At 32.2% G+C, this 12,989-nt stretch carries 11 protein-coding genes; all 11 read left to right on the top strand.

From position 1 onward, the window contains the following. Nucleotides 1-3: 3 nt before the first annotated feature. The 11 genes from N774_RS0104615 to N774_RS0104565 all read left to right on the top strand — a co-directional run bounded on the left by N774_RS0104615 (nucleotide 4) and on the right by N774_RS0104565 (nucleotide 12,889). Nucleotides 4-1,131, top strand: a complete 1,128-nt coding sequence (locus tag N774_RS0104615; RefSeq protein WP_024860111.1) for a polysaccharide pyruvyl transferase family protein — start codon at nucleotides 4-6, stop codon at nucleotides 1,129-1,131. Continuing rightward, nucleotides 1,124-2,260 carry a Coenzyme F420 hydrogenase/dehydrogenase, beta subunit C-terminal domain gene (locus tag N774_RS0104610; RefSeq protein ID WP_024860110.1) on the top strand — a complete coding sequence of 379 codons (1,137 nt, stop codon included), beginning with the start codon at nucleotides 1,124-1,126 and terminating at the stop codon, nucleotides 2,258-2,260. The genes N774_RS0104615 and N774_RS0104610 overlap by 8 nt, the downstream gene beginning before the upstream one ends. A gap of 2 nt (nucleotides 2,261-2,262) precedes the next feature. Next, nucleotides 2,263-3,501 (top strand): glycosyltransferase family 4 protein, encoded by a 1,239-nt coding sequence (locus N774_RS0104605; protein ID WP_080770430.1) that lies wholly within the window; start codon nucleotides 2,263-2,265, stop codon nucleotides 3,499-3,501. A 29-nt stretch (nucleotides 3,502-3,530) separates the two neighbouring features. Further along, nucleotides 3,531-4,631, top strand: a complete 1,101-nt coding sequence (locus N774_RS0104600; RefSeq protein ID WP_024860108.1) for a glycosyltransferase family 1 protein — start codon at nucleotides 3,531-3,533, stop codon at nucleotides 4,629-4,631. 382 nt (nucleotides 4,632-5,013) lie between these two features. Next, nucleotides 5,014-6,186, top strand: a complete 1,173-nt coding sequence (locus N774_RS0104595; RefSeq protein WP_024860107.1) for a hypothetical protein — start codon at nucleotides 5,014-5,016, stop codon at nucleotides 6,184-6,186. 29 nt (nucleotides 6,187-6,215) lie between these two features. Continuing rightward, nucleotides 6,216-7,343 carry a CDP-glycerol glycerophosphotransferase family protein gene (locus N774_RS0104590; protein WP_196231529.1) on the top strand — a complete coding sequence of 376 codons (1,128 nt, stop codon included), beginning with the start codon at nucleotides 6,216-6,218 and terminating at the stop codon, nucleotides 7,341-7,343. Between the two features lie 2 nt (nucleotides 7,344-7,345). Next, nucleotides 7,346-8,866, top strand: coding sequence for a lipopolysaccharide biosynthesis protein (locus tag N774_RS0104585; protein WP_024860105.1), 1,521 nt, complete (start codon nucleotides 7,346-7,348; stop codon nucleotides 8,864-8,866). 240 nt (nucleotides 8,867-9,106) lie between these two features. Then, entirely contained in the window at nucleotides 9,107-9,949 is an 843-nt protein-coding gene (locus N774_RS0104580; protein WP_024860104.1) for a LicD family protein, read from the top strand. Between the two features lie 88 nt (nucleotides 9,950-10,037). Beyond that, entirely contained in the window at nucleotides 10,038-11,111 is a 1,074-nt protein-coding gene (locus N774_RS0104575; RefSeq protein ID WP_024860103.1) for a pyridoxal-phosphate-dependent aminotransferase family protein, read from the top strand. Nucleotides 11,112-11,141: 30 nt separating this feature from the next. After that, nucleotides 11,142-12,467: a Gfo/Idh/MocA family oxidoreductase gene (locus tag N774_RS0104570; protein WP_024860102.1), complete on the top strand. Its 1,326-nt coding sequence runs from the start codon at nucleotides 11,142-11,144 to the stop codon at nucleotides 12,465-12,467. After that, on the top strand, nucleotides 12,464-12,889 hold the full coding sequence (locus tag N774_RS0104565; protein WP_024860101.1) for a GNAT family N-acetyltransferase: 426 nt from the start codon (nucleotides 12,464-12,466) through the stop codon (nucleotides 12,887-12,889). Before N774_RS0104570 ends, N774_RS0104565 begins: the two co-directional genes overlap by 4 nt. Nucleotides 12,890-12,989 lie beyond the last annotated feature (100 nt).

Raw genomic sequence — 12,989 nt, 5'->3', positions numbered from 1 at the left:
TGTGTGCCGAAAATTGGAATATTAACGTGGCTTCATAATGGTAATTATGGGACGGTACTTCAGGCATATGCTTTGCAACGTTTCTTGAGAAATATGGGATATAACGTGCAAAACATTAATTTTAATGCAAGTACAAAACAAAAAATTAAAAATCTTATAGTACGTAAGAATTCTCCAAAACTGTTTATGGAAAAAATGGAAAACTATTTGACGGAAAAGAAAGCGGATAAGGAAAAACTGTTCCAGAAAAAGAAAAGGTTTTCGAATTTCCTGAATGAGAATTTTAATCTTACAGCACAAATTGATTCTTATATAAAGTTAACTGAGTATTCTGAAACGTTTGATATATACATTTGTGGAAGTGATCAGATTTGGTCTCCTGCGTTGCTAAACACCCCATATTATTTTGATTTTGTATCTTCTAAGAAAAGAAAAATTGCCTATTCATGCAGTTTTGGCGTTAGTAGAGTACCAGTAAACAAAAAAAAGATAATAGCAGAATTACTACAAGACTTTGATTATATTTCTGTAAGAGAGAATTCTGGTAAGAAAATAGTTAAGGAACTAATTCGAAAAGAAGTTCCGGTAATGGTTGACCCGGTTTTCCTTTTAAACACTAATGAGTGGGATGAAATAGCATCTGAAAGATTGGTCGATGGGGAGTATGTGTTTGCTTATTTTCTAACATATAATAAGGAGTATTTCGACTTTGCTCAGCAAGTATCAAAAATGCTTGGCGTAAAATTAGTAGTTGTTCCAGTAACAAAAGAAGAATATCAAATACAAGGAGATATTATTCAAGATGTGGGACCAGCACAATGGATTAGCTTAATTAAATACTCTAAAATGGTATTAACTGATTCGTTTCACGGCAGTGTGTTTTCTTTATTATATCAAAAGAAATTTTTAGTATTTAAACGTTTCAATGATAAAGACAAAAACTCTCAAAACTCGAGAATATATACATTGATCAAACAATATGGGTTGCAAAAGCATTTAGTCGATGAACGATTATTGAGTGATTTTGATTTTGAGAATTTAAGTACAAACAAGAACGATCTTATAAAAAAGAATAGTTCAGTCTCGAAGAAATGGATAGTCACATGTATTCAAGGTGAGTGTAATGAATAATAGTATTAGCGGTGTCTTAGAATCAAACTGTTGTGGGTGTGGTGCTTGTTACCAAAAATGTCCAAAGCGTTGTATTGCAATGGTAAGAAATCAAAGAGGCTTTTTATTACCAAGTGTTGATAAGCAATTATGTATAAATTGCGGAATGTGTTGCAATGTTTGCCCTGAGATTAATGATGTTGAAAAAAATAGTATTAAAAAGTGCTTTATTGCTAAAGCTAAAGATGAGGGGACTGTTTTACAAAGCACATCAGGCGGAGTATTTTCACTGTTAGCGAATAAAACCATTCGAAGTGGTGGAGTGGTATATGGATGCGCTTGGGATAGAGAGTTATTGACACATCATGTTAGAATTGAATCTGAAAATAAAATAGGTTATCTGAGACAGTCAAAATATGTTCAGTCAAATACAGAGCACACGTTTTATGAAGTGAAAAAAGACTTGGCAGATGGCAGAAGAGTATTGTATAGTGGGACAGCATGTCAGCTTGCGGGGATAAAAATGTTTATCGGAAATGATGATGGACTCATTTTGGTAGAATTAGCTTGTCATGGAGTGCCTTCTCCTGGCCTTTTTCAAGAGTATATTAAATGGATAGAGAGTAAAAAAAAGAAGAAAGTTAAAGAGTATTCTTTTAGAAATCGATATAAGCATAAAAAAGGAGAGCATTATCAATTAAGAATAAAATATGAAGATGGAACTGATGAGTATAGGTATTCCAAATTGGATCCTTATTATTCAGCTTTCTTATCTGGAAAGTCATTAAGAGAAACATGTTACAATTGTAAATACAAAGCAAATAAGCGTATAGGTGATCTTCTTTTGGCTGACTTTTGGGGGTGGGAAAAAGAACATTCTAAATTCCATGGGGAGCGAGGTGCTTCTGCTGTTATTTGCGCTTCCGAAAAAGGAACACAATTTTTAGAAGAGATTAAAGGAGATCTTGATATTCAAAAGAGTACTTGGGAAAAGATTATTGCTCATAATGTCAGTTTGATAACTAGTGTAAGTAGAAAGCAGCAGATTAAGAGTTTTGTGATTGAAGAATTAATTCCTAAGGTTACAATAAAAGATATTGCTAGCATATACATGCCAGAGAGGATTAAATACTTCATAAAAAAGATATAAGAATGGAGATTGAGATGAAAGATGTAATCATTATAACGCCAGGGGGCCTTCCTGTTCCTTCTGTAAAAGGTGGTGCAGTGCAAAATTTGATTGAGCATATCATAAAACAAAATCAGATCAAAAATAAAATTCATCTAAGTATCATTTGCCCATATGATGTGGATGCAGTTTCAAAGGCGAATCTTGAGTATAAAAATAATGATTTTATTTGGATAAAGATACCTAAGATAATATCTTTAATCGATAATATGATATATAATATTATAAAGAGGTTGTTTAAAGAGACAAAAGCAATTTCCTTTAGAAATAACATGAAAATATTGTACTATGCATTTCAAACAGGGAAACATATTAAAAATAAAAAGTATGATTGTGTTGTTGTTGAAAACAATGTTAGACTGTTTTGGGGGATTAAACTATTTGGTAATAAAAAAAGATATGATGGAAGAGTATTTTTCCATTTACATAATATTCCTCGTACTGCTGGAGGATGTAAAGCGGAAATTCAAAGTTGTAAGCGAATTTTATGTGTAAGTGAGTTTGTAAAGAATAATATTTGCTCTGTTGACAGCAAAATTGGTAAGTATAGACATAAAGACACAAAGGTTTTATATAACTGCATTGATATTAATAAATTTAATCCATATTCGAAAAAATTGCAATTAAGAAGGCAGTTAGGTTTCAATGAAAACGATATTGTTGTTATTTTTTCTGGAAGGCTTAGTTATGAAAAAGGTGTATTAGAAGTAATTAAGGCGGTATCTGAAATCAGAAACGAAAAAGTTAAGCTTTTGATTGTAGGTGCGGATTTTTATGGTATGAAAACGCATTCTCCATATGAAGACAAACTTTGTAAAGAATCAAAAAGAATGGGAAAACGTATTGTATTTACTGGTTATATTGATTATGACAACATGCCAGATATATACAGAAGTGCAGATATTGCAGTATTGCCGTCCATGTGGGAAGAACCTGCTGGATTGACTATAATAGAGGCTATGGCATGTGGACTCCCTGTGATCACAACCTACTCTGGTGGAATACCTGAATATGTAAAAAACGGTGCTATTTTAATTCATAAGGATGAGCATGTAGTACGTAGTATCAGACTAAATTTGGAAAAGTTAATTGAGAATCATTCACTTAGAGATGAATATGCCTTAAGAGCATCAGAACGAGCTGCGTTTTTCAGTAGTACGATGTACTATGATTCGTTTATTTCGTTGATAGAGAATGAGTAGTTGAGTGTTAGAAAAAAGGAGGTTTTGAAGTGATAAAAGTTCTTGCTGTTGGGATGACGGGGGGAATTGGTGGCGTTGAGACATTCATGACGAATTTGTATAAGCATTTAGACTCTAAAGAAGTACAAATGGATTTCCTGGTTCATGAAAAAATAGCGGATAGTTATTTAAAAACTATCAGAAACTATGGTAACGGAAGAATCTATAAGATTACTGGTATTAAAAAGAACTTTTTAAAATATTTAGTGGACATTATCAGTTTCTTTTCGCATAATAAATATGATATTATACATCTTAATGAATGTGGAGCATCTTATTTCATCTATGTATTTCCGATTCTTTTTGAGAGAAAAACTAAGCTTATTGTTCATAGTCATAATGGAGATTCTGCTCATGTGTTTTCTCATAAATTATTTAGGAAAATCCAAAACTATCGTACTGATGCAATGTGGGCATGTTCAGATGTTGCTGCACAGTGGATGTTTGGAAAAAGTGTTGCTGATAACAGAACATATTCTTTAATACATAATGGAATAGATCTAGATAAATATTCGTTCTCATTAGATATACGAAATAGGAAACGTAAAGAATTTGGCATTTCTTCCCATTCTGTAGTTGTTGGAAGTATTGCTAGATTTGAGCATCAGAAGAATCATTCCAAAATTATAAGTGTATTTAATGAGTATCATAGTGTAAATCCTGATAGTGTTTTACTATTAGTTGGTGAAGGGCATCTAAAGCAATCAATAGAATCTCTTGTTGAAGAATGTAATTTAAAAGAATGCGTAAAATTTTTAGGCATTAGAAATGACGTAAATGAAATACTTCAAGCATTTGATGTATTTTTACTACCTTCGCTGTATGAAGGGTTGCCATTTGTAACTGTGGAAGCTCAGGCAGCATCATTACCATTAGTTGTATCGAACACTGTTTCAAAGCAAATAGATCTTACAGATCTTGTGTATAGAGTAGATCTTGAAGATGATGATAATAAATGGGCACTTGCTATTTCAAGCATTGTTTTAAGTAGCGATAGAAATAGGAATGATTATTTAATTCTTAAAGATAAAGGATATGATATGGGAGATACAGCAAATATTGTATTAAAAAAGTATGAATCGCTACTATAAAAACAACTATAATAATTGGCCCTTAATCGATTCAGCCACAAAATAAACTTCGGTAATATTGTGTCAACTCAAACACATTTGCGCTATAAACGATAGGATATATTCTTATAATGACTCGACATAAAAATCAGAATGGTTTGAATACTTCTGGTGCGTAGACTTGATGAAAATTGAATTCTTTTCTAAGTCGAATAGAATTTTATAAACTCATTTTTCGTATTATTAAATTCAGTTTGAGTGGTTATTGAAGTCTGGTGATAGGTGAACAAAATATTAAATCAATCATAGCCTATACTAATATGATTTAAGAAGAGCTTTTTATGATTATTGCAAAATGTTGTTAACGGTAGTTTCAAAAATTCTATATTGTTAGGTGGAAGCCATGAGAATAAACTTTTCATCTTATTCAGCTTGTTTACTTATTGTAACAGCATTTTTATATGTATTAATGAAAACCAAAACTGCAAAGAATTCCAAAATGTATGTTGCTACTGCTGTTATTTTATTATCGGTAATTGCCTATTTATTTGATCCGATTAAAGCATGGATTGAAAATGGTAATTATACAGATTTATACAGATTTTTTCAGGATATGGAAGCATTCCGAGTATATGGATGGAATGGAGATAGGGAATACTTTAGCACAACATACAATAATCTTCCATTGGTAAAAATGTTTCTGTATTTTATCAGCTTGCTTGGCAATTTTAGATTTTTGTCATTAATTACATGCTTAATAGTATATGGTTTTTTTGGCAAATTATTATGTGATATACAATGCGACGAAATGCGTGATGCAAGATTTGCCTCCACCGGAATGTTTATGTTTATAGCAATGGAAAATTTTAAGGTGGCTATTACGAATATTAGAATGCCTATAGGAATGACATTATTTTGTCTAATACTATATTATGATATGGTAAAAAAGAAAAGCCCTTTAATTTGTTTTGCATGTTACTTTGCATTATTAACAATTCATTCAGTGTTTGCTTTGTTTATCCTAATACGCTTGTTAGCGTATTTGACTAATAAATTTAGTAAAGTATGGATATATATATTAGTATTATTTTCAGGTGTGTTTGTTTCTGCTGCAACAGAATTTCTTCAAAAATTAGGAAATGGTTCTTACATTCTTAGTATCCTTTATAAAATTGATTTTTATACAAAAGGATCAAAATCAGAGTATTATGAGATACCAATAATTGTTATTAGCTTGATAAAAATTTTAACTATTGTATATTTATTTTCTAGACCAGAAGTAAGGCAATCTAATAAAGACAATGAGTATTCCAGGATAATTAATTTTTCAAAAATATATGTTGTTTTTTGTTTAGGTGCAGTTTGGAATTATTATTTGTTTATAAGAATGACTAGTTTTATTCCATATTTAATGATTATATTGTTTAACAAAAATAGTGTTTTTCAATTAGATAATAACTATACTACTAAAACAAATGATAGGGCTGATTATCAACAATATGTATTAGCATTAGTATCTTTAGTTCATGTAGGTTATTATTTTCTTTCTTATCAATATAGAATTATGTGCTTTTGAAAGGTATGAATTGTATGATTATCAAAAAAATGGTAAAAATATTAATCAGATGGATAATGGTATTTTTTAGGATTATTCCTATTAATAGTAATAAGATTGTTTTTTCAGCTTTTTCGGGACGTTTTTATGGCGATAATCCTAAATATATTGCTGAGTATATTGTAAAACACAAATTGCCTTATAATTGCGTATTTGTTTTAGAGAATCCTAAAAGTGAGAGCGTTCCCAAAGAAATAACTGTTGTAAAGTATAATTCAATCAGATATTTATATGAAATGGCAACGGCTAAGGTTTGGATTGATAATACAAGAAAACAACCCCATATTTTAAAACGTAAGGGCCAGTTTTATTTTCAAACGTGGCATGGCACAATTAGTTTAAAGAGAGCTGAAAGAGATGTTGAGAGAAATTTAGCAGAATCTTATGTTAAAACAGCTATAAATGATTCTAAAAATATTGATACCCTTTTAGTTACAAATGATTGGGGAGAAGAGTATTTTAAACAGTTTTTTTGGTATTCAGGTCCAATTTTAAAATGTGGATCTCCAAGGCTAGACTTATTGTTTGATTATGATTTGAAACTTGTAGATATCATTAAACAAAAGATTGGTGTGAAAAAGACTGAGAAGATAGTATTATATTCACCAACGTTTCGGAGAGACAGCAGTTTGAAGGTCTATAATATCGACTATAAACTATTAAAGCGTTCGCTTGAGAAAAGATTTGGCGGAGAATGGAAAGTTATAATAAAGCTGCATCCTAACATTAAACAATTAAAATTAGAGATACCACAGGATGTGATAGATGTTACTCAATACTCCGACATGACGGAGCTATATCTTATTTCTGACTTTATGATTACTGATTATTCATCAACGATGTTTGACTTTTCTGTTTTAGGAAAAGCTGCGGTGCTTTACGCTTCAGATGTTGAAGAATATATGAACGATCGGGATTTTGTCTTTAATATAAACGAATTACCTTACCCTTTAGCTCAAAATAATTCGGAATTAGAGGCTATAATTACTAATTTTGATGAAGAAAGATACAAGATGAATTTAATAAACTTTCAGAGGAGAGTTGGTTTGAGAGAAGATGGTAAAGGTGCTGAAACGATTATGAATTATATAACAGAAAAAATAAGGTCGAGTGTATAAATATGAGTAATTCACGAGTAAAAAAAGCCACATACAGTATTGTGGCACTAGCTTTATATCAAATCACTGTATTTGTTTGTAATTTAATTCTTCCGAGGCTTATCATCTCTAAATATGGATCTGAATACAATGGGATGGTTTCATCTATTACCCAATTCTTAAATTTTGTTGGTTTATTAAGAATTGGCGTTGCAGGAGCAACAAGGGTAGAGCTTTATAAGTCACTTGGAAATAATGACATAAACCAAACAAGTGCTATTATTAAAGCTACTGAATTGTACATGAGGAAGATTGCTGCAATATTCTTAGGCTATATTATTTTACTCTCGATTATATACCCTTTTGTTATAAACAGCCAGTATTCATATCTTGAAGTTGCATCGTTAGTAATTATTATTTCAATTGGTACGTTTGCACAATACTTCTTTGGCTTAACTTATTCAACGCTTCTTCAAGCTGATCAAAAACTCTATATATATAATGTTATTCAAATTGTTGCTACAGTGTTAAACACAATAATTGCTTGTGCTCTTATATATCGTGGTTTTTCAATTCAGATAGTAAAGTTTGGTAGTGCAATGATTTATACATTAAGTCCTATTGTATTGAATATAGTTGTTTCAAAACATTATCATCTTAACAAAAAAGTTACTCCGGATAATACAGCCTTATCCAAAAAAAGAGATGTTGCTGCGCAATCAATAGCGAATATTGTTCATGAGAATACTGATGTTACTGTTTTAACAGTTTTGACTGATATGAAAACTGTATCTGTTTATGCGGTGTATAATCTCGTAATCAATGGTTTAAAGCAGTTGACAAACATTTTTACTTCTGGTTTAGAATCTGCTTTTGGGGATATGATAGTAAAAAAACAGAGAGAGTCATTATATAAAAACCTTAGGCTTTTTGATTTTTTAATGAATTGCTTTGTGATGGTGGCGTTTTCATGCGCATTGGTGCTTGTAATACCATTTGTCAAGATCTATACAAAGGGTGTAACTGATGTTCAATATATTATTCCTTCTTATGCATATATTGCGATATTATCTTTGGCGATATACTGTTTACGTATACCTTTTCTTACTGTGGTTCATGCGGCTGGGCATTATAAGGAAACAAAAAAAGCAGCATATTCGGAAGCAATTATCAACCTGAGTCTTTCAATAGTATTGACTACTTTTTGTGGTATTATCGGTGTTGGAATAGGTACACTTGTAGCGAATATTTTTAGAACAATACATTATCAATGGTATGTGGCTATGAATATGTTAAAAGAAATTAAAAATATAAATTTGTTAAAGAGGTTTTTATGGTTAATAGGTACCTTTTCTGTAATAGTGGTAGTAAATACAATTATTTTAAAAAATGTTGAATTTGACAAGTGGTTAGTTTGGGCAGAAATGGCAGGACTAGTGTTTTTGATTTCTTTAGTTGTGTGCATTATTAGCGGAGGAATTTTTTATAAATCAGATTTGATGAATGCATTAAAATTAGTAAAAAGAATGGTTTCAAAAGGCTAAGAAATAGCATATTTTTAACATTTGAAAAGCAATTTGCTTAAGATTATAAGCAAGATAAATTATCTAAGATCTATTTGCAAATATGTACTTATATTTGTGATTAATTAAATGTTGACTTAAAGATTACTCCGGAAAGTAAATATCGATAAAGCTTCTTGTTGTTTTTGTCAATAAAAATGATTTGAGGATTATAGATAATTTATCGCTAATTAACAAATAAACATGAATGGATGATTGTATATGTATAATAAAAATAAAGAAATATCTCTTGAAGATCAAAAAATAATTAGCTTAAAAGGGTTATCTGAATTTCAAAAACTATGCGAATCAAGTAATTATAGGTTTTGGTTAGCTTATGGATCGCTCATTGGAGCTGTTCGTCATAAAGGGTTTATACCGTGGGATGATGATATTGATTTATGGATGCCTAGAAATGATTATGAAAAAATGCTTTCCGATTGGAGTAATAAGTTGATTGGTGATGGTTGGAAATTAGTTTCCTATAAAAACTCATCTGAATATCTATTTCCATGGACCAAACTTTGTTTTACTCCAACTATTGTTTGGCCATCACGATTTAATAATGGATTTATTTATGGATGTTCAATTGATATTTTCCCGTTAGATATTATTCATTCAAATTCAATTGAAGAGGCTGATTCAAAACTTAAACAAATAAATTTAGAGTATAAAAAACAACTGCGTCGAATTAGACCATATACTGGTGGCTATAAAGGAATTGATTCTTTTTGGAAGAAACAAATAAAGAAAGCCTATTTTAATTTAGCATCACTTGTGTTTGGCTCAGTTCGTTCTATCATTGAAAAATATGACGATATGTGTAAATTTAATAATACATCTTGTAATAAGAGCTTTTTCTCTACTAGTCCATGTGCATCTATTCCATGGGTTTTCGAAGTTGATGATTTTAATAGTACAATTGAATTGGAATTTGAATCGAAGCTATATCCAGTCCCTTCAGGATATGACCGTATTCTTCGTCGAATTTATGGCGATTATTTAAAATTACCTCCTGAAGATCAGCGCGTATCTGACCATTCATATACAGCTTTTTATAAGTAGACATTTTAAGGGAAATACTTAAATGGCATTTGATAAATGTAAATACATTGTTATTAACTGTTATAAACGAAAACTAGGAGGAATAGTTATGCTTAATTTTACAGTTGGTCCTGTTATGGCAAGCGAGGAAGTTTGTTCCGTCGGTGCAGAGCAGGTACCATATTTCAGAACGCCGGAGTTTTCTGCGCTGATGCTTGAAAATGAAAAGCTGATGCTGGAGTTTTCCAAAGCGCCTGCTGGTTCGAGAGTTGCGTTTATGACCAATTCTTCAACGGGTTCTATGGAAGCGACTGTAATGAATTGTTTTACAGCATCCGATAAGGTGCTGGTCATCAACGGCGGCAGCTTCGGTCAGAGGTTTGTTGAGCTTTGCGAGATCCATGATGTACCGCACGATGTTCTAAAGCTGAATCATGGACAGAAGCTCACCAAGGAAAGACTGTACGAGTATGACAGCAAGGGATATACCGGTCTGCTGGTCAATATTGATGAAACCTCAACCGGTGTCCTCTATGATTCTGAAATGCTTGGTGAATTCTGTCAAAAGAATGACATATTCTTTGTCTGCGACTGCGTTTCAGCATTCCTTGCAGATCCTTTTGATATGTCGCACTGCGGTGCTGATGTGATGATTACCGGTTCTCAGAAGGTACTGGCGTGCCCGCCCGGTGTGTCTATGATCGTTCTTGCTCCGAGAGCAGTGGAGCGTGTCACAAGCGCGAAGGTCAAGTCCATGTACTTCAATCTCGCAGATGTGCTAAGAAATATGGAGCGTGGACAGACTCCGTTTACGCCTGCTGTTGGCATTCTTCGGCAGATTAACACCAGGTTGAAGGAAATTGAAACCGCAGGCGGTGCAGATGTTGAAATTGCTCGTGTTGCTGCACAGGCTCAGGATTTCAGAAACAAGATACAGGAGTTGCCGTTTGAATTCGTTTCTGAATCTCCGGCAAATGGTGTGACACCCGTTCATCCGCTGAATGCAGATGCGTATGAGATCTTTATGGAACTAAAAGATCATTATGGAATTTGGATTTGTCCGAACGGCGGCGATATGAAGAGTACGATTTTTCGTGTCGGTCATATCGGGCATCTGAATCATGATGATAATACAACACTGATTAATGCATTGAAAGATATGCAGAGCAGAGGAATGCTATAAAGTTATAATCTTATTATTAGGAGATTACGTATGATTAAAGTTATTACATATGGTACATACGATTTATTGCATCATGGTCATATTAGACTTTTGGAAAGAGCTAAAGCACTGGGAGATTATTTGATAGTTGGAGTAACAGCTGATGATTTTGATAAAACTCGTGGAAAGATAAATGTCCAGCAGAGTTTAGAAGAAAGAATTGCGGCTGTACAAGCTACTGGAATTGCAGACAGAGTAATTGTCGAAGAATATGAGGGGCAGAAAATAGATGATGTTCGAAAATACGGTGTTGATATATTTACAGTTGGATCGGATTGGATTGGATATTTTGATTATTTGAATGAATATTGCAAAGTTGTTTATCTTCCTAGAACTGAGGGGGTTTCAAGCTCTGAAATTCGTGCTGAGAGGTCTTCTCTTAAATTAGGAATGGTTGGTTATTCTCCTTTTTTGGAGAAGTTTTATAATGAATCTAAATATGTAAATGCTGTGGATGTAATCGGTATTTGTGTTCCTTATGATGGTGTATTGCATGACTTGAAAGATGATCTGATAGTGTATAATACGGATTATGACAAGTTATTGGATGCTGTTGATGCTGTATATATTCATTCTCACCCCAAACAACATTTTGAACAGTGTAAATATGCTCTTGAAAAGGGAAAGCATGTATTGTGTGAAAGCCCACTTGCTATGTCAAAGTTAGAGTGTGAGAAACTATTTGAATTGGCAAGGATAAATGGGGTTACAGTAATGGAAGCAAATCGTACTGCTTATATTACTGCTTATGAGCGTATGCTTTTGCTTTTGAAAAGTGGAAAAATAGGTAAGGTAGTTTCTGTTGATGCAACCTGTACAAGTCTTAGTTTATCTACAAATACTAATTGGGGATCTTTAGAATCGTGGGGACCAACAACAATGCTTCCAGTTTTTCAGATATTGGGAACAGAGTATCAGGATTTAAGAATATTCTCGATGATGAGTGATGATGATAAACAAGATTTGTTTACGAAAATAGATTTGACATTTTCTTCTGCCACAGCATCAATAAAAGTTGGTACTGGCGTTAAGTCTGAAGGTGAATTAATAATTTCAGGTACAAAAGGATATGTATTTGTTCCAGCGCCTTGGTGGAAAACAGATTATTTTGAACTTAGATATGAAAATCCATCTGATAATAAGCGTTTTTTTTACCAGGTTAATGGAGAAGGTATTCGATATGAACTTGTTGCTCTTGCAAATGCAATTAGAGAAGGAAATGCTGATTTTTACATTAGCAGGGAAATAACCGCTAGTATTGCAGGTGTAATGAATGAATTCGAAACATTTAAGGATAGAAAGAGAGAACTTTTATGAAAATAACAGTAAGGGATTATTGCTCGTCTGACTATATTGAATTAATATCATTATTAAACAAAGTATACGGTTCCAAAACAGATCAAAAGACACTTGAAGAAAAGTATTTGACAAGTGAAAGAAGAATACATGTTGCTGTGACTGAAGATAATGATTTGGTTGGATGTATATTTACTGAAATTCAAGAGGATTATATAAGGCCTAGTCGTATAATTTATGTTACATATGTGGTTGTAAATGAAGATTATCGTCAATGTGGAATTGGTAGAAAAATGTTTGAATATGTAGAAGATATGTGTTGTAAAAAGCATTGTTCTGCAATTGAATTTACTAGTGCAGATTTTAGAATTGGTGCTCATATTTTTTATGATAAATTAGGATATACAAAGAAAAAAACTACCCATTTTATTAAAGAAATATAAGTAATAAATAACAGTCGTTCAATAAAATCACCGCAAACGTTAAAACATTTATATGGAAAATTAATCTTTTGTATGTTTGATAGGGGGCGTTTCCGATGAT

The organism is Ruminococcus flavefaciens AE3010 (assembly GCF_000526795.1).
In the GTDB taxonomy this organism is placed as follows: domain Bacteria; phylum Bacillota; class Clostridia; order Oscillospirales; family Ruminococcaceae; genus Ruminococcus; species Ruminococcus flavefaciens_D.
The sequence above is the reverse complement of the archived record's forward strand: the minus strand, read 5'-3'. Positions and strand labels throughout refer to the sequence as shown.